Origin of the sequence: Rhizobium sp. P40RR-XXII (assembly GCF_012641405.1) — a bacterium.
Lineage (GTDB): Bacteria > Pseudomonadota > Alphaproteobacteria > Rhizobiales > Rhizobiaceae > Rhizobium.
Genome location: NZ_JABAII010000014.1, coordinates 113,098 through 136,324, shown reverse-complemented (window position 1 = coordinate 136,324; position 23,227 = coordinate 113,098). Strand labels below are relative to the sequence as shown.

At 59.5% G+C, this 23,227-nt stretch carries 26 protein-coding genes; 7 read left to right on the top strand and 19 right to left on the bottom strand.

What is annotated here, in order from left to right; translation table 11 throughout:
- Nucleotides 1-10: 10 nt before the first annotated feature.
- The 6 genes from HGP16_RS23930 to lgt form a co-directional block, all read right to left on the bottom strand.
- Complete coding sequence (locus tag HGP16_RS23930) at nt 11-943, bottom strand: ribose-phosphate pyrophosphokinase (RefSeq protein ID WP_168842477.1); 933 nt, start codon at nt 941-943, stop codon at nt 11-13.
- Nucleotides 944-1,048: 105 nt separating this feature from the next.
- Nucleotides 1,049-1,933 carry a hypothetical protein gene (locus HGP16_RS23925; RefSeq protein ID WP_168842476.1) on the bottom strand — a complete coding sequence of 295 codons (885 nt, stop codon included), beginning with the start codon at nt 1,931-1,933 and terminating at the stop codon, nt 1,049-1,051.
- A gap of 55 nt (nt 1,934-1,988) precedes the next feature.
- Nucleotides 1,989-3,140 carry a M24 family metallopeptidase gene (locus HGP16_RS23920; RefSeq protein ID WP_168842475.1) on the bottom strand — a complete coding sequence of 384 codons (1,152 nt, stop codon included), beginning with the start codon at nt 3,138-3,140 and terminating at the stop codon, nt 1,989-1,991.
- Nucleotide 3,141: 1 nt separating this feature from the next.
- On the bottom strand, nt 3,142-3,924 hold the full coding sequence (gene pgeF / locus HGP16_RS23915) for a peptidoglycan editing factor PgeF (RefSeq protein ID WP_168842474.1): 783 nt from the start codon (nt 3,922-3,924) through the stop codon (nt 3,142-3,144).
- 134 nt (nt 3,925-4,058) lie between these two features.
- Nucleotides 4,059-5,156 (bottom strand): class I SAM-dependent methyltransferase, encoded by a 1,098-nt coding sequence (locus HGP16_RS23910; RefSeq protein ID WP_168842473.1) that lies wholly within the window; start codon nt 5,154-5,156, stop codon nt 4,059-4,061.
- 76 nt (nt 5,157-5,232) lie between these two features.
- Nucleotides 5,233-6,120 (bottom strand): prolipoprotein diacylglyceryl transferase, encoded by an 888-nt coding sequence (gene lgt / locus HGP16_RS23905; RefSeq protein WP_168842524.1) that lies wholly within the window; start codon nt 6,118-6,120, stop codon nt 5,233-5,235.
- Nucleotides 6,121-6,383: 263 nt separating this feature from the next.
- Between lgt and HGP16_RS23900 the strand changes: the two genes are divergently transcribed.
- The 4 genes from HGP16_RS23900 (at nt 6,384) to HGP16_RS23885 (ending at nt 8,840) form a co-directional block, all read left to right on the top strand.
- Nucleotides 6,384-6,644 (top strand): accessory factor UbiK family protein, encoded by a 261-nt coding sequence (locus HGP16_RS23900; protein ID WP_069612652.1) that lies wholly within the window; start codon nt 6,384-6,386, stop codon nt 6,642-6,644.
- 390 nt (nt 6,645-7,034) lie between these two features.
- On the top strand, nt 7,035-7,535 hold the full coding sequence (locus tag HGP16_RS23895; protein WP_112340712.1) for a YbjN domain-containing protein: 501 nt from the start codon (nt 7,035-7,037) through the stop codon (nt 7,533-7,535).
- 1 nt (nt 7,536) lies between these two features.
- Complete coding sequence (gene proC, locus HGP16_RS23890; protein ID WP_168842472.1) at nt 7,537-8,376, top strand: pyrroline-5-carboxylate reductase; 840 nt, start codon at nt 7,537-7,539, stop codon at nt 8,374-8,376.
- Between the two features lie 122 nt (nt 8,377-8,498).
- Nucleotides 8,499-8,840: a tRNA-binding protein gene (locus HGP16_RS23885; protein WP_168842471.1), complete on the top strand. Its 342-nt coding sequence runs from the start codon at nt 8,499-8,501 to the stop codon at nt 8,838-8,840.
- Nucleotides 8,841-8,876: 36 nt separating this feature from the next.
- On the opposite strand, the gene HGP16_RS23880 is transcribed toward HGP16_RS23885, so the two are convergent.
- The 6 genes from HGP16_RS23880 to HGP16_RS23855 all read right to left on the bottom strand — a co-directional run bounded on the left by HGP16_RS23880 (nt 8,877) and on the right by HGP16_RS23855 (nt 13,751).
- Nucleotides 8,877-9,458 (bottom strand): DUF1349 domain-containing protein, encoded by a 582-nt coding sequence (locus HGP16_RS23880; protein WP_168842470.1) that lies wholly within the window; start codon nt 9,456-9,458, stop codon nt 8,877-8,879.
- Between the two features lie 13 nt (nt 9,459-9,471).
- Nucleotides 9,472-10,854 (bottom strand): ATP-binding protein, encoded by a 1,383-nt coding sequence (locus HGP16_RS23875; protein WP_168842469.1) that lies wholly within the window; start codon nt 10,852-10,854, stop codon nt 9,472-9,474.
- Between the two features lie 22 nt (nt 10,855-10,876).
- Nucleotides 10,877-11,578 carry a response regulator gene (locus HGP16_RS23870; protein WP_112340717.1) on the bottom strand — a complete coding sequence of 234 codons (702 nt, stop codon included), beginning with the start codon at nt 11,576-11,578 and terminating at the stop codon, nt 10,877-10,879.
- A gap of 76 nt (nt 11,579-11,654) precedes the next feature.
- Nucleotides 11,655-12,125: a MarR family winged helix-turn-helix transcriptional regulator gene (locus HGP16_RS23865; protein ID WP_205926624.1), complete on the bottom strand. Its 471-nt coding sequence runs from the start codon at nt 12,123-12,125 to the stop codon at nt 11,655-11,657.
- Between the two features lie 474 nt (nt 12,126-12,599).
- A complete protein-coding gene (locus HGP16_RS23860; RefSeq protein ID WP_149634793.1) occupies nt 12,600-12,863 on the bottom strand; it encodes a hypothetical protein in 264 nt (87 codons plus the stop codon).
- Nucleotides 12,864-13,112: 249 nt separating this feature from the next.
- The gene (locus HGP16_RS23855) at nt 13,113-13,751 is read right to left on the bottom strand and encodes a DUF1236 domain-containing protein (protein WP_168842467.1); all 639 of its coding nucleotides are present in this window, start codon (nt 13,749-13,751) and stop codon (nt 13,113-13,115) included.
- A 249-nt stretch (nt 13,752-14,000) separates the two neighbouring features.
- On the opposite strand from HGP16_RS23855, the gene HGP16_RS23850 reads away from it, so the two are divergent.
- Nucleotides 14,001-14,645 (top strand): MBL fold metallo-hydrolase, encoded by a 645-nt coding sequence (locus HGP16_RS23850; RefSeq protein WP_168842466.1) that lies wholly within the window; start codon nt 14,001-14,003, stop codon nt 14,643-14,645.
- 81 nt (nt 14,646-14,726) lie between these two features.
- Here the strand turns inward: HGP16_RS23850 and HGP16_RS23845 are convergent, their stop codons facing one another.
- The 4 genes from HGP16_RS23845 to HGP16_RS23830 all read right to left on the bottom strand — a co-directional run bounded on the left by HGP16_RS23845 (nt 14,727) and on the right by HGP16_RS23830 (nt 18,112).
- The gene (locus HGP16_RS23845) at nt 14,727-15,158 is read right to left on the bottom strand and encodes a BA14K family protein (RefSeq protein ID WP_168842465.1); all 432 of its coding nucleotides are present in this window, start codon (nt 15,156-15,158) and stop codon (nt 14,727-14,729) included.
- Between the two features lie 145 nt (nt 15,159-15,303).
- Entirely contained in the window at nt 15,304-15,519 is a 216-nt protein-coding gene (locus tag HGP16_RS23840; protein WP_004116423.1) for a cold-shock protein, read from the bottom strand.
- Between the two features lie 495 nt (nt 15,520-16,014).
- Nucleotides 16,015-16,905, bottom strand: a complete 891-nt coding sequence (locus tag HGP16_RS23835) for a DMT family transporter (RefSeq protein WP_168842464.1) — start codon at nt 16,903-16,905, stop codon at nt 16,015-16,017.
- Nucleotides 16,906-17,002: 97 nt separating this feature from the next.
- Complete coding sequence (locus tag HGP16_RS23830) at nt 17,003-18,112, bottom strand: PQQ-dependent sugar dehydrogenase (protein WP_246703525.1); 1,110 nt, start codon at nt 18,110-18,112, stop codon at nt 17,003-17,005.
- A gap of 571 nt (nt 18,113-18,683) precedes the next feature.
- Here HGP16_RS23830 and HGP16_RS23825 point away from each other — a divergent pair.
- Nucleotides 18,684-19,886 carry a pyridoxal phosphate-dependent aminotransferase gene (locus HGP16_RS23825; RefSeq protein WP_168842462.1) on the top strand — a complete coding sequence of 401 codons (1,203 nt, stop codon included), beginning with the start codon at nt 18,684-18,686 and terminating at the stop codon, nt 19,884-19,886.
- Nucleotides 19,887-20,024: 138 nt separating this feature from the next.
- Here the strand turns inward: HGP16_RS23825 and HGP16_RS23820 are convergent, their stop codons facing one another.
- Entirely contained in the window at nt 20,025-21,122 is a 1,098-nt protein-coding gene (locus tag HGP16_RS23820) for a calcium:proton antiporter (protein ID WP_168842461.1), read from the bottom strand.
- Nucleotides 21,123-21,363: 241 nt separating this feature from the next.
- Here HGP16_RS23820 and HGP16_RS23815 point away from each other — a divergent pair, with 241 nt between their 5' ends.
- A complete protein-coding gene (locus HGP16_RS23815) occupies nt 21,364-21,645 on the top strand; it encodes a DUF2188 domain-containing protein (RefSeq protein WP_168842460.1) in 282 nt (93 codons plus the stop codon).
- Nucleotides 21,646-21,684: 39 nt separating this feature from the next.
- Here HGP16_RS23815 and HGP16_RS23810 read toward each other — a convergent pair whose 3' ends face one another.
- Both HGP16_RS23810 and HGP16_RS23805 read right to left on the bottom strand, forming a co-directional pair.
- The gene (locus HGP16_RS23810; protein ID WP_409526860.1) at nt 21,685-22,263 is read right to left on the bottom strand and encodes a GrpB family protein; all 579 of its coding nucleotides are present in this window, start codon (nt 22,261-22,263) and stop codon (nt 21,685-21,687) included.
- Nucleotides 22,260-23,174: a LysR family transcriptional regulator gene (locus HGP16_RS23805; RefSeq protein ID WP_168842459.1), complete on the bottom strand. Its 915-nt coding sequence runs from the start codon at nt 23,172-23,174 to the stop codon at nt 22,260-22,262. The genes HGP16_RS23810 and HGP16_RS23805 overlap by 4 nt, the downstream gene beginning before the upstream one ends.
- Nucleotides 23,175-23,227: the final 53 nt, after the last annotated feature.

Here is a 23,227-nt window from a genome sequence, read left to right as displayed (position 1 = left end):
CGTTCGAGCCTTAGTCGAACAGGCTCGAAACTGATTCTTCCTGGCTGGTGCGGTTGATGGCTTCGCCGATGAGGCTTGCCGTCGTGATGACGCGGATGTTGGGTGCCGATTGCACGGCGGTCGTCGGCTGAATGGAATCGGTGATCACCAGTTCCTTCAGTTTCGAGTTTGCGACGCGCGTCACGGCACCGCCCGAAAGCACGCCGTGGGTAATGTAGGCGGTGACACTTGCCGCGCCCTTTGCGAGCAGGGCATCGGCCGCGTTGCAGAGCGTGCCGCCGGAATCGACGATGTCGTCGATCAGCAGGCAATCTTTCCCTTCCACTTCGCCGATGATGTTCATCACCTCGGACTCGCCTGGGCGATCACGGCGCTTGTCCACGATCGCCAACAGACAGTCGAGGCGTTTGGCGAGCGCACGGGCGCGCACGACGCCGCCGACATCAGGCGAGACGACCATGACGTTGCCGATATCGTAGTTCGCCTTGATGTCGCGCGTCAGGATCGGCAGCGCATAGAGATTGTCGGTGGGTATATCGAAGAAGCCCTGGATCTGGCCCGCGTGCAGGTCGAGCGTGAGAACGCGGTCGGCGCCTGCCTCGGTGATCAGATTGGCCACCAGCTTGGCCGAGATCGGCGTGCGCCCGGAGGCGCGGCGATCCTGGCGGGCATAGCCGAAATAGGGAAGAACCGCCGTGATGCGTCGCGCCGAAGAGCGCCGCATGGCGTCGATCATGATCAACAGTTCCATGAGATGGTCGTTGGCCGGGAATGCGGTCGGCTGGACGACGAATACGTCCTCGCCGCGCACGTTCTCCTGGATTTCAACGAAGATTTCCTGGTCCGCGAAGCGCCTGACACTAGCCTTGCCTAAGGGAACGTTGAGATAATTGCAGATCGCTTCGGCAAGATGCCGGTTCGAATTGCCTGCGAAAACCTTCATTGTGGTCCGCCTGTTACCAACCTGATAGCCGCGCTTTTAACCGCCTTGCTCTCGAATGCAAGGGGGAGATGCGTGTTAGCTTTCATATTTCTGAAAAGCTTGTGGCTATCCACCGCTGGAATCGCGCCAGGAATTGAATTCCGACATGGTTTTGGTGGCAATCTTCTGCATGACGGTCGGAGGAACGGCCGACCAAGGGTCGCCGCGCTTCAGCGGCGCGCTTTCCGAACCCTGTATGCGGTGCACGCGGTTGCCGTTGCTATCGAGTACATCCCACACATAGGTCACGGAAATCTGCGGGCCGTCCTCGAAGGCGGAGAGATAGCCCTTGAGAATATAGGCGGCGCTGGAATCGCTCGAGCTCTTGATTGTCAGGCCGAGGGAGCGGGCGTCGGCGCCGAGTTGGCGCGAAAGTGGCGTGACGGCTTCGACGGGAGCGCCGATGATCGGCAGGAAACGGATGCTGTTGCCCCCGGGCGCGGCGGCGGGCGGTAGCGAGGCCTGTCGTTGCTCCGGCTGCTGTTGCTCCGGCTGCTGGTCATCCGCAGTCTGTTCCTGCTGTTGCTGCGGTTGCTGATCGTCCGACAGGCGCCGGTCGGCCTCGCGCTGCTCGTCGGCCTCCGAAAACTGATTGTTGGCCGGAGCGATGGAGGCGGTGCGGGAATCGTCGAGCGGACGAGAGGCGTAAGGATTGCTGCCGCTCGATTTCAGCGCCGATGCCTGTTGGTCGAGCGTGCCGCTGCCGCCGTAGTTTTGCGGCTGATATGCCTGCTGCGAGGTCTGCTGCTGATAGCCGTAGCTCTCCTGCGAGCTTTGATAGGTCTGGCGACGCTGGGGAGCCGCAGCCATGCGCTCGACATCGCCTTGCGTAACCGGGCTCGAACCGACATCGCGGATGGCCTCGGGCGGCGTCAGGGCGTCCGTGGTATTGCAGGCGGAGAGCGCGAGGCAAATGCCGGCGACAGTCAACGTTATCCTGACCAATCCCATCGACGCGATCCTTTCTCCCGACGGTCTGACCGTTCAGGACCGCTATCTTACGCCCCTAACGGTTAAGAAATTCGAGAGGGTGGCGGGAAAGGGCTTTCGGCGCCTGCGACGTCGTCAGATAGGTCTGGCCGAGGGTCATCGCCGTGCCGCTATCGGAATCCGCGATGATCATGTGCACGAAAAGCGACATGTTCTCCTGGATCTCAAGCGGATTGCCCATATGGAACATCTCGTGCTCCATCCAGGAGGGGGAGAAACGGGAGCCGAGCGAATAGCCGCAGGCGTTCAGCCGGTGCCGGGCAAGGCCGCGTTCGTCCATGATCTTGGCATGCATGTCGAAGACGTCGCCGAAGGTATGCCCCGGCATCAGGATCGTTTCGATCGCCTGCAGGGTTTCCAGGCAGGCGCTGTAGAGTTCGCGGTGGCGATGGCTTGGATTGCCGATGACGACCGTGCGCATCATGGCGGCATGGTAATGGGCGTCGACACCTGCCCATTCGAGCGTCAGCTGATCCTCGGCGTCGAGCTTCCGGCGACCGGATTTGTAGCGGCAGAGCAGGGCTTCCGAACCCGAGCCGATGATGAACTCATTGGCGGGATAATCGCCGCCGCCGGAAAAGACGGCGCCTTGCATGGCGGCGAGGATATCGGCTTCATCCGCGGCGGGTTTGACCAAAGACAGGGCGGCGTCCAAGGCATCGTCGGCCAGCGCGGCGGCGCGTTCGACGTGGGCGATTTCCGCAGGGCTCTTGGTCAGGCGCAGGCGGCTTACCAGGTAGGAGGCGTCGACGATCTGGCCGAAACTGGCAAGCTGGTGATCGAGCAGGCGGGCGACGTGGCCGGTCATGCCATGGGTATCATATTCGATGCCGATGCGGGTGCCGAGGAGGTCGAGATCGGACAAAAGCTCCTTGAGATCGAGCGTCGGATCGGCATTGACGCGATCGACCCAAATCCGAATGTCGGTGATAACAGATGTGAGCTGTGCCTGGCGGAGGTCGGCCGAGCGCGTCAGAAGCGTCAGGGAACCGTCCGACTTGACGACCAATGTCTGGAAGAAGCAATAGCCGAACGTATCGTAGCCGGTCAGCCAGTACATGCTCTCCTGGGCGAAGAGCAGCATCGCATCGAGCTTTTCTTCCTGCATCCTCGCCAATAGCCGCGCCAGACGAGCATCGTATTCGCTGCGTTCGAATTGCAGGGCCATGTCAAGCTGCCTCCCCGATGGCGATGGCGGAAATCTGTCGTCCGTAATCCGGCTCCCTGGCATGCGTCGTGCGCCGATAGGAGAAAAAGCGTTCCGGGTCCGGGTATGTGCAGAGGTTCAGGCTTTCGGCGGTGATGCCAGCCTTGTGCAGGCGATCAACGGTCAAGGCTGGCAGATCGAACATGGCGTGGCCATCTCGCTCCGAAGGGGCGAAGTATTTCGCATAGCCGGGATTATGGGCGAGGAAACGCTCGACAAATTCGGGGCCGACCTCATAACTCGATTGGCTGATCGAGGGGCCGAGGCAGGCAATGATTGCCTCGCGTCTTGCGCCAAGTGCTTCCATCGCATCGATGGTGTTTTCCAAGACGCCGGTCAGCGCGCCCTTCCAGCCGGCGTGGGCGGCGCCGATGACCCGGTTTTCCGGATCGGCGAAGAGGATGGGGCCGCAATCGGCGGCGAGCACGCCAAGCGCGATACCCGGCGTCGCCGTTACCATCGCATCGGCCTGCGGGCGGCTGCCGTCATATTGTGCGCCGATCGTCACGACATCGGGAGAGTGGACCTGATGCACGGTGGCAAGCTGATCGACGGGTAGGCCAAACCAGCCGGCGACGCGGCGGCGGTTCTCGTGTACGCGGTCGCGATCGTCGTTCGAGCCGAGGCCAACGTTCAAGCCGCGATAGAGGCCTTCAGAAATGCCGCCGGCTCGGGTGAAATAGCCATGGCGAATGCCGGCAGCCTCGGCGGCGCTCAGCAGCGTGCTAGCAAGTGGTGTCGGCACCTAAAACATCCCTTGATATCTGGTTTGGCCGGTCGTGCTTGACATAACGCAGCCGCGGCGAAGCAGTTCGATCTTGCCGGGATGTTGGCCCAGCCCGGCGCGCACTGTCAATCCACGGGATCAATGGTCCGGTTTCAGCCGACAGGGCGAAAGGGCAGGAGGTCGATCGCCGGGCTGGAAACGGCCAGCACCTTGAAAAGCTCTCCCATCTTGCCTTCGCCTGCGCCTGCGAGCCTCTCCACAGCGATGCGGATGCCTTCCTGCGTTGCCGCATCCTGATCCCGGCCGAGGGCGGCCGCACGGTCCAGCAGACCGAGCCCGACCAGGAAATCGCCCTGGTGACAGCAGCCGTTGATGTGCAGGCCGGAGGCGAGCGCGGTTTGTGCCAGGTGCTGGAAATCGACATGGCTGGTGAGATCCGCCTCGCCGGGATGTTCCAGCGGAGGGTCGTATTCATGCATGCGCACGGCCTGCAGCGTGTCGCCGAAGCTGGTCGCCATGTGGCCGTAGTCGATGGCTAGTGCCGTGCCGCCGTGAGCCGCCAGCCGGTCGCAGATCGTTGTCATGACGGCCTGGCGGGCAGGTGCAATCTCGAACACAGCGCCGATCGGTGGAAGTCCGCCTTCCGGAAGAAGCGCGGGATCGAGCGCGGCGACGCCCGTCGTGAAGGTCAGTTCGTCGTTGACGTCGAGGCCGACGGTGCGCTCGCGGAAGCCATTGGCGGTGCGAACGAACTGACGGATCGGAATGGCATCGAAGAGTTCGTTGGCGGCAATCAGCGTGAAGCCCTTTGGAACTTCGCCGAAATCCGAATGCCAAGAGATTTTTGCGCCATAGGCTTCGAGGGTCTGCCGCTGGAAGCCCTGCAGCCGCTCGCTGGTTTCGACGAGATGCACCGTCATTGCTTCATGGAGCGGCGGCGCGAGCTTACCGATGACGCGCAGCATGTCCGACATCATCGTGCCGCGGCCAGGGCCGATTTCGACGAGGCGCACATCGGCCGGCGTTCCGTGCCGTTGCCAGGCGTGCACCATGAAGACGCCGATCATCTCGCCGAAAAGCTGGCTGATTTCGGGTGCGGTGACGAAGTCGCCGGACTGGCCGAAGGGTTCACGTGTCTTGTAATAACCATGCACCGGATCGGCGAGGCACAGCGAAAAATAATCCGTGATGCTCAATGGCCCGTTGGTGCGGATGATGGCTTTGATTTTTTCCCCGAGCGCCGTCGTCATTCTTTGCTTTCGCTAATGCGTGGCCCTGACAGGCTGGGAGCCTCTTTTGAAAAGACCACGCGATATTAACCCCACCTCACGCCATCTGCCCGGCCGCCGCCTGACGGGCGCGGATCACGACCCAAAGGCCGATGGCGCCCATCGGAAGCGACAGTACCATGCCCATCGTCAGCCAGTCCGTGCCGAGCAAATAGCCGAGCTGCTCATCAGGCTGACGGAAGAATTCGACAAAAATACGCGAGAAAGCGTAGCCGATGATAAAAATACCGCTGACCATGCCCGGTTTCTTCAACGCCAGCATCCAGCGCGTGAGGGCAAAGAGAACCAGGAAGAGAATGATGCCTTCGATGCCGGCTTCATAAAGCTGGCTCGGGTGGCGCGGGTCGGGACCTGCGGGGCAGACGCCGTTATGGGCGGCGATCACATGCGGGCTGCAGAATACCATCGCCCAGGGCACGTCGGTGACGCGGCCCCATAGCTCGCCGTTGATGAAGTTGGCGATGCGGCCGAAGAAAAGCCCGATCGGCGCGACGGCGGCGACGATATCGAACAGGCTCCAAACTGGAATCTTGTTGCGCCTTGCGAACAAAATCATGGCGATGGTCGTGCCTATTAATCCACCGTGGAAGGACATGCCGCCGTTCCAGACCTGGATGGCGCGGATGGGATTGGCGAGCACAGGCCCGAGATCGTAGAACAGGATGTAGCCTATGCGGCCGCCGAGAACGATGCCGAAGGCGACCCACAGGATGAAATCGTCCAGATGCTGACGCGTCATGGGCGCGGTATCGTTGAGCCAGAGCCTGCCGTTATCGACCAGCCGCCTTGCATAGAGCCAGCCGAGCAGAATGCCCGCGACATAGGCAAGCCCGTACCAATGGACTGAAATCGGGCCGAGAGAAACGGCGATCGGATCGATATCCGGAAAAGGCAGGATTGCGGCGAGATTGGCGGATGTCAGCAAGATCGTCAGGCCCGTTGCAGCATGTTCCCGATAGCACCGTGCCATTTCGGAACAGGATCATGCTAAGTATCCAAATGTGCGCGGAACATGGCGTTCGCCACTGAATCGGTCAAGTCGTTTGTTGCGGCGTCCGTGATCCGAAGCTGCGTTGTCCCGTCCTATCTCAATTTGCTTGCATCGGCCCCTTGGAAATCTTACCTCAGCACTATCTGGCCCGTATCGATGCCTGACCGTTGAGGGCCGACGGCCGCAAGGAGATTGCCATGAGCACTGGACCGAACCGAATCTTGGATGAATTCGCCAAGCTGATGACAGATGCCGCCGGTGCTGCCCAGGGCGTGCGCCGCGAGATAGAGACGGCCTTCAATGCCCATGCGGAGCGGTGGCTGAACAGCATGGATATCGTCAAGCGCGAGGAGTTCGAGGCCGTTCGCGAAATGGCGATCAAGGCGCGCGATGAGAACGAGGCGTTGCTCGCGAGAATCGAAGCGCTGGAAGCCAAACTCGCTTCGAAGGGCAAATAAGTCCGACCTTCAGCTTGTAGACCGGTGCGGCACCCGCTTGCCGCACCTTTTTCCTATGAAAATTTCCGTCTGTTTTTCCACTTGTGGACATAGGCAAAAAAGCCAATCGCCAGAGTCGGTTATGACTCCCTTCTGAATAGGCGTCAGAAGAGCTTTCCACAGTGCCGTTTCCAAAATCGCCGCTCAGGGGCTGGCATGCCGGGCATGCCGCTATACACTGATTTTAAATGATGATTCGAAACGGACTTGGTAAGCCCCGGGCATGCTGGAAGCGTTAGTCTGGCAACCGTTCAACATCATCCCGAATGTGTTTCCGGAGTAAAACTGTTTGCGTTCTTTCAGTGTTGGGTCACGGGAAAACTGCAATCGTTCCGGTCAAGAAGGTGCTGCATGAGCCTTATGGAAATGGAAGTCGAACGACAATCGAATCCGGTCGACATGATCGAGTTCGTTGCTGCCAATAACGACTGGTCGTTCGAGCGGTCGGGCGAGGATGAAATCGCCATGACCGTCGAAGGGCGATGGACCGATTATCATGTCTCATTCTCCTGGATGGAGGAGTTCGAGGCGCTGCACATAGCCTGCGCATTCGATGTCAAGGTTCCGGATCCGCGCGTCAACGAGGTGATCAAGCTCCTGTCCTGCATCAACGGGCAGGTGCTGATGGGCCATTTCGATCTATGGCGGCAGGAAGATATCGTCATCTTCCGGCAGTCGCTGCTGCTGTCCGGCGGGGCCGAGCCCACCAACCGGCAAGTGGAAGTGCTGCTTTCCAACGCGCTTGACACCTGCGAGGCATACTATCAGGCTTTCCAATTCGTAGTATGGTCCGGGCTCGATGCGAACCGCGCCATGGAAGCCGTGCTCTTCGAAACGGTGGGCGAAGCGTGAGATGACAGGTCAACAATCCGCCAACGCATTGGTATCCTCCGGGCCGATCATGCTGATCGGCGCGGGGAATATGGGTGGCGCGCTGCTGACGGGATGGCTGAAGAATGGTGTGCCGGGATCGTCGGTCATCGTCGTCGATCCCAATCCGGCAGAGGCGATGCGGAAAATGATCGCGGATGCTGGTGCCAGCCACGTCACCGAAGCTCCCGCCGGCGTGACGGCCGGTGTTCTTTTCATCGCCGTCAAACCCCAGCTCATGGATGCGGTTCTGCCGCCGCTCAAGTCTCTAGTGGGCGAGGGAACCGTCGTTGTCTCCATTGCCGCCGGCAAGACGCTCTCCTCGCTTCAACAGCACCTGGGACAGGCGGCGATGGTGCGAGCCATGCCGAATATGCCCGCCATGGTCGGACGTGGCGTGACCGGGGCTTTCGCGAATGCTGGCGTGAGCGATCGCCAGCGGCAGCTAGTCCACAACCTGTTGAAAGTGTCCGGCCCGGTCGAATGGGTGCCTGACGAGGCCGACATCGACTCGGTGACTGCGGTTTCGGGCAGCGGGCCTGCCTATGTTTTCTATCTCGTCGAATGCATGGCGGAGGCGGGCCGGAAGCTCGGCCTGCAGGCGGACCTCGCCATGCGGCTTGCACGGGAAACCGTCGCGGGGGCTGGTGAATTGCTGCACCAGTCTCCCGACGACGCCTCGCGCCTGCGCCAGAACGTGACGTCTCCCGGCGGGACGACCGCTGCGGCGCTCGGCGTGCTGATGGCGGAAGATGGCATGCAGCCATTGTTCGATGCGGCCCTGGAAGCGGCACGCAAGCGGGCACAGGAACTGGCTGGCTAAATCAATTTCAGGAAAAGCGCACGAAGGTTTTCCGTCCGGATTTGCGTGAAAGTAAAGAGAAGAAGGGCTCAGCGATTCCATGAAACGCTGAGCCCTTCCAAATTTTCGATAAAGGGCAGGGCATGACGGAAGAGATCACCTATGGCGATTTCGAACGGGTGGATATCCGTGTCGGAACAATTATCGAAGCGGAGCCCTTTCCGGAAGCGCGCAAGCCCGCCTTCAAGCTTAGGATCGATTTCGGGCCGGAGATCGGCATCAAGCGTTCCTCCGCCCAGATCACCGTGCATTATACGCCCGAAACTCTTGTCGGACGGCAAGTACTGGCCGTTGTCAATTTTCCGCCCCGCCAGATCGGGCCGGTGCGTTCCGAAGTGCTGACCCTCGGCTTCGAGGATGAGGCGGGAGCGATCGTTCTTGCCGCGGTGACCCAACCGGTGCCGAACGGCAAAAGGTTGATGTGAGTGCCCCCCCCTTTCACGATCGCGGGGAAAGCAGACTTAGTGAATATCTCTTGATACAGGATCGGTCAGGCTGAAATCGAGAAATTCCGCCTCGAAGCCCTCCCGCTGAGGGGAACAGAAGGCCGGGCCGACCAATACATCCTCCAGTGTCGGATCGAACCAGGCGAGTCTCGCCATTCGCCATTCGCTCATACGGTCGGTGCGATACTGGATGAAGAGGGCGTCTCCGTTGCGGGTGACCCGCGCGGACATGGCATCGAAGTCGTGATCCAGCCGGAAAGCGGACCAGTCGGAATTGCCATTGGTGACGACGACGCTGAAATGCCTGGCGCCGTCGGTATATTCGATCCCGCATTTCATCCAATGCCTGGCGTCGTGGCGGACCATCAGCCCCGCCTGGTCGTAAAGCTCTCGATAATGTCCGATGAACGTTACTTCGGCGGTGAAATCGCCGCGGCGAGGCATTCCGAGAAAATGGCCGTTGTCGCGATGGAAGCCATAATAGGTTTCCTGCCAGAAATCGGTCTTGTTGCCGGAACGGACGAACAGCCGGCCCTGGTTCATTTCCCACAGCGGCGGCGCGTTCAGCCAATGCATGCCATCAATATCGATCGGCATCAGATGTCTCCCCTCACGCAGGAATGCGGATGGTGGCACGCAGGCCGCCGAGCGGGCTGTCGCCGAGCGTGACGTTGCCGCCATGGCTGCGGGCTATGTCGCGCGCGATGGCAAGGCCGAGGCCCGTGCCGGATTTGTCGAGGTTGCGCGCTGTATCCAGCCGGAAGAACGGCTTGAAAACATCGTCGCGCGCTTCGACGGGGATGCCGGGTCCGTCATCATCGAAGACGATCGTCAGCCATTTGGCGCTGTGGCGGGCCTCGACGCGGAGGCTGTTGGCATAGCGGCGGGCGTTGGTGGCGAGATTGGTCACCAGCCGCGTAAAGGCATTGGGCCGGACGGAGATCTCGTCGTCGCCGTCGATCGAGAAGCTCATGGATTTGCCATGCAGCGTGAAATCCTGCCGGACCTTTTCAAGGATGTCGCTGAGCTTGAACTGGCCGACATCTTCCTCCGCTTCGCCGCGGGCGAAGGCCATATAGCCCTCGAGCATGCTCTGCATGTCCTCGACGTCCTCGCCGAGACCGACAAGATCGGGATTGTCGCCGACAAGAGCAAGCTGAAGCTTGAAACGGGTCAGAACCGTTCGCAGGTCATGACTGACGCCGGAGAGCATCGCCGTGCGCTGCTCGATCTGCCGTTCGATACGCTCGCGCATCAGGATGAAGGCGAGGCCGGCACGGCGTATCTCGTCAGCGCCACGGGGGGAATAGTTTTCCAGCCGCTGTCCCTTGCCGAAGCTTTCCGCGGCCTGAGCCAGCGCCAGGATCGGGCGGATCTGGCCGCGCAGGAAGAGCACGGCGATGCCGATCAGCACCAGCGAGGTGCCGACCATCCACAGAATGAAGATGTGAGTGTTGGAGGCATAGGTCTGGCTGCGCTTGGCGAAGACGCGCAGCACCTTGTCGGGCAGTTTGATGCGGATCTCGACCAGGCTGGAGTTGCCGACGGTGTCGATCCAGAAGGGCAGGTTGATCTGATCGCGGATCTCATCGCTCAGAATGCCGTCGAGGATCGAAAAGAAGGGCTTCTCGCCGGGCCGCGGCAGCTCACCACCCGGCTCGATCGAAATGGCGAGGTCGAGCTTCTGACGCGCCATCTGGGTAACGGCCGAATAATCGGCATCCTGCGGATAGGTCTCGATTATCGCGATGATGGCGGCGATGTCGCGGGTGGTCGCCATCGACAGCCGCTGCGTCACCATCTGCCAGTGGCGTTCCATGAAGACGACGGTCACGACTGCCTGCAGGATGATCATCGGCAGGATGAAGATCAGCAGCGAGCGAGCATAGAGGCCGGTCGGCAGAACATACCGGCGCAGCCAGCGTGTCAGCCACCGGAGCCCGTTGGAGGGCGTGTGGTCCTGGTCGCGCCTGATCGAATCGAAAGTCACCATCACCTGGTCCCGCGAGCCGATCTCAGTCTATGCTCAGGCGGTAGCCTATGCCACGCACCGTCTGCAGCCAGATAGGGTTGGCCGGATCGTCTTCAATCTTGCGACGTAGCCTGTTGATCTGCACGTCGATGGTGCGTTCGCCCACTTCGGCATCGCTGCCGATCAGCTCATGACGCGGGATCGTCTCGCCGGCGCGCTTCGCGAAGAGCAGCATGATTTCCTGTTCGCGGTCGGTCAGGCGGATGAGTTCCGCTGCCTTCTTGAGCTCCTTGCGCGTCAGCGAAAACGTATAGGGTCCGAACATGACAAGCTCGATCTTCGGGGAGTCGGCGGGGGTATTGCGCCGAAGTATGTTGTTGATGCGCAGCACCAGCTCGCGCGGATCGAAGGGCTTCGGCAGATAGTCGTCCGCGCCGGCTTCGAGGCCCGCTATGCGGGAGTCGGCTTCGGCAAGTGCGGTCAGCATGATGATCGGAATGTTCTTGATGGCGCGCAGGCTCGATGTCAGCGTGATCCCGGATTCGCCGGGCATCATCACATCCATGATGATGAGGTCGAAATCGAGCCCTTCCAGTTTGCGGCGGGCCTCGGCACCGTCGGCGGCAGCCGTTACCCGGAAACCCTTCTCCATCAGGTAGCGGTTGAGGAGGGCGCGGATACGCGTATCGTCGTCCACGACGAGAAGATGTGCTGCATCATCCGAGATTGCTGTTTTTGTCGTCATTCGATCCGTCTCGATCCTGTCCTACCCATCGATTGCGATGAGGTATTCCGCACCGGCCCCCGCGGCCTGAATGCTGTCACTTCTCGGTCTGCATTTCCCGCAGGAAACGTTTCACACTTTCGCGTGTCGCTTCCGACGTGCCTTCGAATGCCCGTTCAATGCGGCGCGATTGCGGCTCGGCCAGCGCCAGAGCCAGATCGCGGCCGGCCCGCGTGGGGTAAAGCTTGCGCTGTCGCCGATCCTTCGGACCGGCGACCTGCCGAATATAACCCGAATCGATCAATTGTTTGAGAACCCGCGCCAAACTCTGTTTGGTGATCTGCAATGTTTCCAGAAGGTCTGCAACGGTCATGCCGGGTTCGCGGTTAACGAAATGAACGACGCGATGATGAGCACGCCCGAAGCCGCTCTTGACGAGAATCTGGTCCGGATCCGAAACGAAATCGCGGTAGGCGAAGAAAAGCAGCTCGATCACCTCGAAATCGATGCTTCCCGCATTCTGCATCGGCGTTTCCAGCAGCTCCGTCTTTGCCGCGTTCTGGCTCATCTGTCGTGGCACCCTGGCAGTTCCTTTCCAATTTTGGAGCATCCGGGAAACTTATATAAAAATATGTCAGCTTCGTTGACACATTTTTACGCCATCGACTGTTTTCGTACAATTGCCGCACGGCTCAAACGGCGTTGCCGCATCGGAAAATTACGCGAGCGGCTCCGCAAAATTCCAATATATCTCGTATTTCCCCCTGTTGCATCTCGTGGATAGAGCGCGGTGGAAACGATAATCAACCCCTGTGTGGTGGCGAAGGCAATCTTTGCAGGCCATGGCAGGAAGAGAGGCCGCATAAAAGCGATCGAATGGCAAGGCATTCGATCCGAATTCGGTAAGCGTCGGCTGCGCCGACATGGTCCATGTCATCCCATTCCGAGCTACGGATGGGCGGAGACCGGTGCCGGACGGAGCGGCGCTCGGATGCGCACAAGCCGAGCGGGTCTCTCCGCCGGCCTGTGCGATTTGATGAATTTACGACTTGCGGCCGAGAACCGCGCCAACAATGGCGGAAAGCACGCCGCCGGCAACCAGCGAGGATATGCCTTGCGCGATGAGGCCGGTAAGCGCTTCACTGCCGATCAGATTAAGGATCAGACCGCCGCCAAGGCCACCGATGGCGCCGGCGATGGTTCTTGCGACAAGATTTATCCCATCCTGCTTCAAAACGGCGCTCGCGGCGTTGCCACCGATCGCACCGGCTATCAATTGCGTGATGATAGGCCCTAGACTTTCCATGACTACCCTTCTCCTATTGCTCCGGAAGACGCTCCCGGATCCCCTCTCGTCGCGTCCCGGATTGCTACAGCAGGAAGCGGCGATAATCCCCAGTGGATATTAGGATTACATCAAGCAAGGATCGCTGCAAATAGAAGGGCAACTCAGACGGGAGAATTCTGCAATAATTTCAGGGGAAATCCGCGATATGAGCTTGCGGCCGGTCAGTCGCAAGCCAATTTCGCCATCTTGTTCGGCCTTGCGGGCGAATCAGCGGTAGACGTAGACGATGCGACGCGTTCTCGGATCGACCAGGACCGGTTGGTTGTTCACTTCGACATAACTGTACTGATAATCCGGAATGCGGTGCACTTCCACGCTTTGCGGAACCGTGGCGCCGACGACCAGGTCACCGTTCAACTGGACCGTATCGACCGGATTGTCGTCGATGTAGGTTCGGATTTCCTCAGATGGCGTGATCACGACGACATTGCCGCTGCCCTGATCGACGGCGCCGAGCAATTCGTCATTTGGACCAGGCTGCGCGGTCCGGACACTGCCGGTCCTGACGGAATCCGTCTGCTCATAGGTGATGGTGGGAATGCCGAGATCATCGCGGTGGTCCTGGACTACCACCGACGCGCCGTTCTGTTCGACGCTGAGAGACTGGGCATAGACCCAGCCTCGCATGCCGTTGACATCCACGCGGCACCAGCGGCTGCCTTCGATGCAGCCATCCAGCGTCGCCTCGGATCCGCGCGTTGCGACGCCGACGGTCGGGAATTCCGCGCCCGGGCCGGAGCGAACTTCGATGTCGGTGGCGGTGGTTGCGGACATTTCAGCCTGGGCCAGGCCCGCGCTGCCGGCAAGGATGACACCGGCCAGCAGCAAATTTCTCTTCAAGGACATTGGTTCTCTCCTTCTGGCCTCTAAAGACCTATCTCAACGCCTCGGGTGCTTCAGTGTTCCGGCTGGCCTGCTTTGATCCCGCTTCCGTTGAATGAACACGCGCCTTTAAATCTATTAATTCTTTATATTTATTCGCCATTTTGCGAGGCGAAAGCTGGCTTTGGCATCGCTTTGACGCCGGCGGGGGCTGTTTTGCCGGAGGTTTGCGGCTATATCCGCAGCAGGACGATCAAACAGACGAGGCGCTCCATGGGCATGCTCCAAGCCGGTATCATTCCGGTGACCCCTTTCGAACAGAATTGCACCATCCTGTTCGATCCGGAGACGAAGGAGGGCGTCGTGGTCGATCCGGGCGGCGATGTCGACATCATCCTGCAGACCGTGCGCGAGAACGGCATCACGTTGAAGGCGATCTGGCTGACGCACGGCCATATCGATCACGCCGGCGGCGCCGACGAGCTGCGCGAAGCGCTTGGGATCGAGGTGATCGGCCCGCATGAAGACGATCGCTTCCTGCTGGACGATATCGAGGGCAAGGGCAAGATGTTCAACATTACCGGCGTGCGCAATGTCGTGCCGGACCGCTTCCTGAAGGAGGGCGACAAGCTCTCCTTCGGTGAGCATGAGTTCGAGGTTTTCCACTGCCCAGGCCATGCCCCCGGTCATGTCATCTATTTCAACCGCAAGCAGGGCTTTGCCCATCTAGGCGACGTGCTGTTCAACGGCTCGATCGGAAGAACGGATTTGCCCGGCGGCAACCACCAGCAGCTGCTGGAATCGATCCGCGACAAGGTCTTCCCGCTTGGCGATGAGGTCGGCTTCATCTGCGGTCATGGGCCAGGCAGCCGGATCGGCGACGAGCGCCGCACCAATCCTTTCCTGCGCGGATTGTAAAAAAACGCCGCTCGAAAGCGGCGCTTTGTTGTCTCGCAATTCCAGGAAAACCGCTGCGCACTTTTCCTGGAATTGCTCCAATCAGTCGGCAGCGCAGAAGTGGCGCATGCCGTCATAGCCGACATAGGTGCCAGAGCGGCCGTCAAAGCTTCTGTAGCGGTCGTAGCAATAACGCATCCAGGCGGAGGACCACGGGCGCAGACCGGATACCGGCTGTGCATAGTAGCTCACATCCCGCTCGACATAAACGCGGCGCGGAGGCTGACGATAATAATAGGCTGGGGGAGGCGCGTCGTAATCGGGATCGACATAGGCCGGACCCGGCTCGACATAGCGCGGCTGGCTGGCGATGGCAGAACCGACGATCAGGCCGGTAGCGAGTCCGGCGGCGCCGAGCGCCCATCCATCGCGGTTGTGATGACGCCATTCATCAGCGGACGCGGCGCTCATGGAAGTTACCGTCAGTGCCGCGGCGACCGCGGACATGACGAGCGTTTTGCCGAGTATGGTCATTGGCCTATCCTCTAAGGAAACGGGATGACTGTCATTCCCGCTCTTTCATGGGGCAGACTATACGGGGCAAACTGAATGCAGACTGAATGACAAAACCCGGCATCGCTGCCGGGCCTCAACTCGAATTGAAAGCCGTTAAGGCGTCTCAGCCGGCAATCTGCAGATTGACGGCCTTCGGTCCCTTGCCGCGGCGATCCGGTTCCGTGTCGAAGCTTACCTTCTGGTTTTCCGACAATCCAGCCAGACCAGAAGCCTGAACTGCAGAAATATGTACAAAGATGTCCGCGCCACCCTTGTCCGGTTTAATGAAACCGAAGCCCTTATCGGTATTAAAAAACTTTACAGTGCCAGTCTCGGCCATGCCTCAGGTCCTTTTCTCTCTGCCCACCATCCACACGGGCAGCACTACTTCCTTACCCTTGCGGGCGCTTGCAGGCAGTTCTCGAATTTTGAAGGAAAAGGTCCCCGTAACTCGGCATGATCTCGATGCGATGTTTGCCACCCGCTTCTCGATCAGGCTGACCGGAATATTAGCGTTTCCGGCGCGCAATTCTATTAGGACTTCCCATGCTCTAAAAATGCCCGAACAGCGCTGAGAGTGCTGTGTTTATGGGAAATTGGCAAGCAAAAGTTTTCTAACGTATCGGCAGAGGCACAATAGCGTAATGCGCATGTGTTATGGCGATTCGCAAATTTTCTCACTTCGAAACAAGTTTCTAAGGTTTTTCCATCGCTCGCGATATAGTTTTGGCGAAATTTTCCCAAATCGGCTGGTATGAACGCCCATTTTCGATTGTGCGGAAAAATTTCAGTAAAGCTTGTCAAAAGCCGCTGAAAGCACGCATTTCAGGGCTTTTTATGCCGTGGCATGGCGACGGCGGGTCAATTCCGGTACCAGTTCGACTGCAAGCATAGCGCTAAACATCAAGGCACAACCGACATAGCCGAGCGGCCCCATGGTTTCGCCCAGCAGCAAAGCACCGAGCGAAGCCCCGAACAATGCTTCCGAAGAAAGGAAGATCGCCGCCTGGGGGGCGGTCGTGTAGCGCTGGCCGATGATCTGCAGCGCGAAAGCCAGGCCGGACGAAAAGATGCCTACATAAAGGATTTCGCCAAGTGCTGCGCGGATATCGGCGATGCTGATCGGTTCGACGGCGATTGCCACGGCCAGGGCGAGAACGGCGGTGACGGCAAACTGCGTTGCGGAAATACCAAGTGGCCGGCCCGTTTCGTTGACGGCCGAGCCGGCAAGGGTAATTTGCGCCGCCCAGAAGAGCGCGCAGACGACTGTCAGGAAATCGCCTGATGTCAGGCGTGAGAATGAGCCTCCCGACAGCAGGTAGATGCCGCAGAGCGCCATCAGCGCTGCCGGCCAGATGATCCAATGCGGCGACCGGCGCAGGAAGATGACGGCAATCAGCGGCACGAAGACCACGTAGAGGCCGGTTATGAAGCTCGAATTCGTCACCGTCGTTGTCAAAAGCCCGATCTGCTGGGTCGCGGCACCCCCGAAAAGTGTGATGCCGATCAGCAGAAAGGCGAGCCAGTTGCTGCGTGTCAGGGGCTTTGCGGCCTTCCTCTTTTCCATCCAAACGAAAGGCAGGACGACCAGGGTGGCCACGGCAAATCGCAGGCCGATGAACCAGAAGGGTCCGATCGCTTTCATGGCTGTCGATTGTGCAACGAAACCGCCGCCCCAGATCGCGGCGGCAACCAACAACAACAAATTCGCCTGTATGCGAGACATCTGCATCCTGCGGAAGGGAAGGAAAGAGTGACGCGACCGTTAGCAGCTGCTTTTGCGCCGAGCAAGGCGAAAGGCGCCCGAAGCGGAGCGCTTCAGGCTAGTTTGCAGCCCTGGAAATCCGCAGGAGCGCACCATCGTCTTCATCGGTGGTGATCAGCAGTGCGCCATCGGGGGCGATCGTGATATCGCGCATGCGGCCGAATTTATCGTCGAACATGCGTTCCCGCTCGGTGATCTTGCCCTTGCCGTCCTGGCTCAGTCGTGACAGCAGCTCGAACTTCAGCGCCGTGACGAGGAAATCGCCGTTCCATTCGGGAAACATCTTGCCGCGATAGACGGCGATGGCGCCGGGCGCGATCGAAGGGTCCCAATAGAAACGAGGTTGCTCCATGCCGGCCTTCGCGGTGCCGACACCGATCTTCGTGCCGGAATAATTGACGCCGTAGGAGATGATGGGCCAGCCGTAGTTCCTGCCGGCTTCGGGCGTATTGATCTCATCGCCGCCTCTGGCGCCGTGTTCTGCCGTGTAGAGCTTGTTCGTCTCGCTGTCGAAGGTGATGCCCTGCGGATTGCGATGGCCTTTCGACCAGATTTCCGGCAGGGCACGCTTGCCGTCCTTGAACGGATTATCGGCCGGGACGCTTCCGTCGTTCTCGATATGGATGATGGAACCCGCGTCGTCCTGAAAATCCTGGGCGCGATCCTGCTGGCGGCGATCGCCGAGGCTGACGAAAAGGCTGCCGTCCCGGGCGATCGCGATGCGCGAGCCATACTGAAGATCGCCGCGCGACAGCTTGTTCATCAGGAAGATGCGTTTCACGTCGGTCAGCTGTTTTCCGTCCTGCGACAATCGGGCACGAAAGACGGCCGTGCCGCTTCCACCGTTGCCCGCCACCGAGGCGGTGAAATAGAGCGTGCGGTTGCTGGCGAATTTCGGATCGAGCGCCACGTCAAGCAGGCCGCCCTGGCCGTGCGCATAGGCTTCAGGGACGCCAGAGATCGGAGCGGAGATCTTGCCGTCGCGAACAAGCCGCATGCGACCCGGGCGTTCCGTAACGAGATAGGCTCCGTCCGGCAGGACTTCGACCGCCCAGGGATGTTCGAGCCCCGCCGCTATCGTTTCGACCTTGACGGTTACTTCTTGGGTCTTGATGGTTTGTGATGGTTCGGCGAGCGTGGCCGTGGCCGAGAGCACGGCGCTGGCCATCAAAACGATCGAAACTCCGACTCTGCCAAATCCCACTCCATCAGGGCGCATTCGTTCCAACTCCCCAATATCCTCGTTTTCGCAAGGTGGGGCCGTTCACTTAGCATTCAAGGCAGCGGTTGAACCGATAACGTCTTTGTGTTCCTGCATCTTCGGATGGCAAGTCCCTCAGTTCTCTCGATCCTGCCGGCAGGCGAGGGCTGTTTCGGATACTTGCGGCAACCGACCCTTTTCGCGAGGGGCTGATGTCGGGGAGGTATTTGTTCTTTATTGGAAATTTCTCTGTTCTTCTGAACCTGATTCAAGTGCCTCATGTATTGATTCAAGTTCGGACGGATCGCCGGTGTTCGGCGGTTTGTCGATCTGGTTCGGACAGAAGAGGCGCGTGGTCCCGTATTGCAGGCTTCCAGGCGGATAGGAAGAGCTCGCACGTTTGGCGCGGGAAGCCAGGAAATAAAGCCACTGTGACGCCTTTGCGCTTGAAACGTCCGCCCATATTCGACATAGAGCTTAGCGCAGAAAACTGGTCCGCAGGCTTTCTGCCATTTTCAACCGAATAGGACCGATCACCATGGCCTTTCTTGCCGACGCTCTTTCCCGTGTAAAGCCTTCTGCCACCATCGCCGTTTCCCAGAAAGCGCGCGAGCTGAAAGCAAAAGGACGCGACGTGATCGGTCTCGGCGCCGGTGAGCCGGATTTCGATACGCCCGATAATATCAAGACGGCCGCCATCGACGCGATCAATCGCGGCGAGACGAAGTACACGCCGGTCGCCGGCATCCCGGAACTGCGCAAGGCGATCGCCGCCAAGTTCAAGCGCGAGAACAATCTCGACTATACCTGGGAGCAGACGATCGTCGGCACCGGCGGCAAGCAGATCCTGTTCAACGCTTTCATGGCGACGCTGAACCCCGGCGACGAAGTCATCATCCCGACGCCCTATTGGGTTTCCTATCCGGAAATGGTGGCGCTTTGCGGCGGCACGCCGGTTTTCGTCGCAACGACGCAGGCCAACAGCTTCAAGCTGCAGCCGGCCGATCTGGAAGCTGCGATCACGCCGAAGACCAAGTGGTTCATGTTCAACTCGCCGTCCAATCCGTCGGGCGCCGCCTATTCGCATGCCGAACTGAAGGCGCTGACGGACGTTCTGGTCAAGCATCCGCATGTCTGGGTCCTGACCGACGACATGTACGAGCACCTGACCTATGGCGATTTCAAATTCGCCACGCCGGTCGAAGTCGAGCCGAGCCTCTATGACCGTACGCTGACGATGAACGGGGTCTCGAAGGCCTATGCCATGACCGGCTGGCGTATCGGCTATGCTGCCGGCCCGCTGCAGCTCATCAAGGCGATGGACATGATCCAGGGCCAACAGACCTCCGGCGCGACCTCCATCGCCCAGTGGGCCGCCGTCGAGGCGCTGAATGGCACGCAGGACTTCATTCCCCGCAACAAGAAGATCTTCGAAGGCCGTCGCGATCTCGTTGTATCGATGCTAAACCAGGCGAAGGGCATTTCCTGCCCGGTTCCGGAAGGTGCTTTCTACGTCTACCCGTCCTGCGCCGGCCTGATCGGCAAGACGGCTCCGACCGGCAAGGTCATCGAGACGGATGAGGACTTCGTGTCCGAGCTGCTGGAATCGGAAGGCGTGGCCGTCGTGCACGGTTCGGCCTTCGGCCTCGGCCCGAACTTCCGCATCTCCTATGCGACCTCGGAGGAGCTGCTCGAAGAAGCTTGCCGCCGCATTCAGCGCTTCTGCGCAGCCTGCAAGTAACGTTGAAGACAAACCAGATGAAAAGCCCGCCAGAGATGGCGGGCTTTTGCGTTCAGCTTGATGGTTTCGGGCTCATGAACTGCTTCAAGCGCTTCGCAATTTGAGTCCGCCGATCGGCGCAAGCCGTTGAAATCGGAATCAAAGACCAAGTGCGGTCAGCATGATGAAGGTTGCGAAGAGAATGAAATGGGTCATGCCTTCGATGGCGTTGGTTTCGCCGTCGTTGAGATTGATGGCGGCCGCGATCAGCGTGATCATCACCATGACGGTCTGCACCGGCGACATGGCCATGATAAAGGGCTGACCGGTATAGAGCGCAATCGCCTCCATGACGGGCACCGTCAAGATGACGGTCGATAGCGAGGCACCCATGGCGATATTGACCGTCGCCTGCATGCGGTTGCGCAAGGCTGCCCGCAATGCCGTCAGGATTTCCGGGGCCGCCGAGATTGCCGCGACGACGATAGCCGCGATGGCGGGCGGCGCCCCCGTGCCCTTGAGGCCGGTATCCATGAAGGCCGACATGAATTCCGCCAGCAAGCCGATCAGCACGACGCCGATCAGGATGGTGACGATGGAGGTGGTGGTGGACTCTTCATCGTGATCTTCTTCCGAGGCGGTGTGCTTCTTCTCCGTGCGCGGATAGCTATAGCTGAAGAAATAGCTGTGCTTGCCGACCTGCATGCGCAGGAACAGCGCATAGAGCGCGACCATCGCAACGATGGTGAAGGCGGAATAATAATGCCATTTCGCATCCGGAATGAATTCCGGCACGATCATCGAAATTCCCATGGCCGTCAGGATCATCACGCCATAGGTCTTGCTGGAATCGTCATTGTAGGGCTGCTCGCCATGTTTGAGGCCACCGAGAAGGGCGGCGAGGCCGAGGATACCGTTGATATCGAGCATGACAGCGGCATAGATCGTGTCGCGCACCAGCGTCGGCGAGCTTTCCCCGCTCATCATGATGGCAAGGATGATGACTTCGACAGCGACGGCCGACAAGGTCAGGATCATCGTGCCGTAGGGGTCGCCGACCTTGACGGCGAGGGTCTCGGCATGATGCGCGACACGCATGGAGGCCAGCACAATCGTTGCGATCAATGCCGCTGCTGCGATCATCGAGGCAGTTTGTCCCACTTCGAGCACGGAATGCTCGCCAACATAGGCAATGACGGCAATTGCCAATGCGACCAACAGGAATTTTTCCTGCTTGAACCACTTTGCTGTGATCACTTTCCCAACCTTTGCCCCAACCTCTGCGCCGATTCACGGTTGTACTCTAAAGCAATGATTTCGCACATCAAGCAGCCAGGCCGGGCCGAAATTTGCAGTTAACGCAGTTTAATGGAATACTGCGCGGATAGGTCTGCCCATCCAAAATGCCGCGGCATCCTCGAAACCCGTCTCAGATGCACGCGATCCCGCCGGCAACGTCCGGCTTCAAAGGTCTTGGCAGATGAGAAGGAGGGTTTGAATGGTCAAGGTCGTTTACGAAATCGTGCCGCATGACGGTGGTTGGGCTTATCGCTTCCGCGATGTTTATTCGGAGGCGTTTCCGACGCATTCCGAAGCTGTGGAGGCCGCGCGGATCGTTGCGGCTGAACAGCAGATCGGGGGCGACTCGGCTGAAATCAGCTGGCAGGATGAGAGCGGCAAGTGGCATGAGGAATATGCCGATGGCGGGGACCGTCCGGAAACGGAGGTTCTCGACGGCCAGAGGCATTTTCCGCCGGTCGATACGGCGCCTGGTGCCTAGCGCGGTTCAGTTTTCACGGAATCTCTAAACCGCTCCATCTTAGTGTTTTCTCATAATTCCGGACGGAAAAAGGCTGCGCACTTTTCCTGAAATTGCGCTAGCCTGCCGTTGGCCGACTGCTTTTTCGATGATCGCGTCGACGAAGTGACGCTTCTCGGCGGTATAGCGGTCACCATCGTGCCGGTGGGTTTGGGCGAGTTCCAGCTTTAGTTTCGCATAGGCCGCCGCTTCCGCCGGGTGCGTCCGAAGATAATCCCGAAAGATCATCCTGCGTTCATGTGTCCGGTTGTTCGGCGGGCAAAGATACACGCGCTCTGGCGGCCTGCCGTCGCGCCGCATGAATGCCCAGACTTCATCGTCATAGCGGTTGCCGCGCGGTTCGTAGCCTTGGTCCAGAAGAATCCGCGTCGCGGCAGGAATGTCGGCGGATCCACGCAGGGTAATGTCGATATCGATAAGCGGTTTTGCCGCGAGGCCGGGAATGGATGTGCTGCCGATATGCTCGATCGTCACGACGTGGGGCGCCAACAATTGTTCGAGCTTTTCGCGAATGCGTTCGTAGTCTTCCGGCCATCGTCGGTCGTATGGCACTAACTCCACCGCTGTTCCCATGGTCAAGATCCGTTCTCCGCGCTGTTTTCCTTGATGTAATCAAGCAAACCCGTCACCAGCGCGTCGAATGTCACGCGGCAGCGTGGCGATGTTTTCAGGTTTTCGTGCATGACGATCCAGGTGTCGATCTGCACCTCGATCTTGGGTAACAGCTGCACGAGGTTTGGATCGCGGCTTGCCAAGGGGATTTGAAGGAAGCCAATGCCGATGCCGGCACGCAGCGCATTGTGAAGCGCGATACTGTGATCGGAGCGAAAACTGAAGGTGGCGCCTTCGAGCATCGGATAACGCTTCTGCATCATGCGTATATAGGCAGTCTGGCGATCGAAGCCGATGAGTCTGTGCTGATGCAATTCTTCGATCGTTGTCGGTTTGCCGTGCCGCTCGATATAGCTGCGGTGAGCGAAGAGACCGAGTGAGATGATGCCGATATGCCGCGCGAGCAATGCTCCTTGCGCCGGCGCGACCATGCGCACGGCGATATCGGCCTCGCGCTGCAGCAGATCTTCCACCGTATCGGAGGCCGAAAGCTCCACGATCAGATCGGAGTATCGTGCCTGCAGCTTGGCAAGGATCGGTGGCAGGACTTCCGCGCCGATGACCTCGCTCGCACTGATCCGCACCGTGCCGCTGATCTTGTCCTTCGAGCCGGACGCTGCCCGCAACAGAGCTGAGGTCGTGCTCGCCAAAGTCTCTGCATAAGGCTTCAGAACGAGGGCGGCGTCGGTCGGCAGCAGACCCTGCTGTGACCGCGTGAACAATTCCGCTCCGACCCATTGTTCCAGCGCGTCGACATGACGGCCGACCGTCGGCTGCGTCAGGCCGAGTTCGCGCGCGGCAGCCGACAGTGAGCCATGCTCCAGCACGGCGAGAAAGGTGCGATAGAAATCCCAGCTTGGCTCAGATAATGGCGTCATACATTTATGTATATCATCTGCAGATTTTTCGGCAATTTCGTTTATCGGTAACT

What these genes read in the sequence shown, in the direction of transcription:
- HGP16_RS23930 (WP_168842477.1), bottom strand. Translation starts at nt 943, where the DNA reads ATGAAGGTTTTCGCAGGCAATTCGAACCGGCATCTTGCCGAAGCGATC.
- HGP16_RS23925 (WP_168842476.1), bottom strand. Translation starts at nt 1,933, where the DNA reads ATGGGATTGGTCAGGATAACGTTGACTGTCGCCGGCATTTGCCTCGCG.
- HGP16_RS23920 (WP_168842475.1), bottom strand. Translation starts at nt 3,140, where the DNA reads ATGGCCCTGCAATTCGAACGCAGCGAATACGATGCTCGTCTGGCGCGG.
- HGP16_RS23910 (WP_168842473.1), bottom strand. Translation starts at nt 5,156, where the DNA reads ATGACGACGGCGCTCGGGGAAAAAATCAAAGCCATCATCCGCACCAAC.
- HGP16_RS23900 (WP_069612652.1), top strand. Translation starts at nt 6,384, where the DNA reads ATGAGCACTGGACCGAACCGAATCTTGGATGAATTCGCCAAGCTGATG.
- HGP16_RS23895 (WP_112340712.1), top strand. Translation starts at nt 7,035, where the DNA reads ATGAGCCTTATGGAAATGGAAGTCGAACGACAATCGAATCCGGTCGAC.
- proC (WP_168842472.1), top strand. Translation starts at nt 7,537, where the DNA reads ATGACAGGTCAACAATCCGCCAACGCATTGGTATCCTCCGGGCCGATC.
- HGP16_RS23885 (WP_168842471.1), top strand. Translation starts at nt 8,499, where the DNA reads ATGACGGAAGAGATCACCTATGGCGATTTCGAACGGGTGGATATCCGT.
- HGP16_RS23880 (WP_168842470.1), bottom strand. Translation starts at nt 9,458, where the DNA reads ATGCCGATCGATATTGATGGCATGCATTGGCTGAACGCGCCGCCGCTG.
- HGP16_RS23875 (WP_168842469.1), bottom strand. Translation starts at nt 10,854, where the DNA reads ATGGTGACTTTCGATTCGATCAGGCGCGACCAGGACCACACGCCCTCC.
- HGP16_RS23870 (WP_112340717.1), bottom strand. Translation starts at nt 11,578, where the DNA reads ATGACGACAAAAACAGCAATCTCGGATGATGCAGCACATCTTCTCGTC.
- HGP16_RS23865 (WP_205926624.1), bottom strand. Translation starts at nt 12,125, where the DNA reads ATGAGCCAGAACGCGGCAAAGACGGAGCTGCTGGAAACGCCGATGCAG.
- HGP16_RS23860 (WP_149634793.1), bottom strand. Translation starts at nt 12,863, where the DNA reads ATGGAAAGTCTAGGGCCTATCATCACGCAATTGATAGCCGGTGCGATC.
- HGP16_RS23855 (WP_168842467.1), bottom strand. Translation starts at nt 13,751, where the DNA reads ATGTCCTTGAAGAGAAATTTGCTGCTGGCCGGTGTCATCCTTGCCGGC.
- HGP16_RS23850 (WP_168842466.1), top strand. Translation starts at nt 14,001, where the DNA reads ATGGGCATGCTCCAAGCCGGTATCATTCCGGTGACCCCTTTCGAACAG.
- HGP16_RS23845 (WP_168842465.1), bottom strand. Translation starts at nt 15,158, where the DNA reads ATGACCATACTCGGCAAAACGCTCGTCATGTCCGCGGTCGCCGCGGCA.
- HGP16_RS23840 (WP_004116423.1), bottom strand. Translation starts at nt 15,519, where the DNA reads ATGGCCGAGACTGGCACTGTAAAGTTTTTTAATACCGATAAGGGCTTC.
- HGP16_RS23835 (WP_168842464.1), bottom strand. Translation starts at nt 16,905, where the DNA reads ATGTCTCGCATACAGGCGAATTTGTTGTTGTTGGTTGCCGCCGCGATC.
- HGP16_RS23830 (WP_246703525.1), bottom strand. Translation starts at nt 18,112, where the DNA reads ATGGCCAGCGCCGTGCTCTCGGCCACGGCCACGCTCGCCGAACCATCA.
- HGP16_RS23825 (WP_168842462.1), top strand. Translation starts at nt 18,684, where the DNA reads ATGGCCTTTCTTGCCGACGCTCTTTCCCGTGTAAAGCCTTCTGCCACC.
- HGP16_RS23815 (WP_168842460.1), top strand. Translation starts at nt 21,364, where the DNA reads ATGGTCAAGGTCGTTTACGAAATCGTGCCGCATGACGGTGGTTGGGCT.
- HGP16_RS23805 (WP_168842459.1), bottom strand. Translation starts at nt 23,174, where the DNA reads ATGACGCCATTATCTGAGCCAAGCTGGGATTTCTATCGCACCTTTCTC.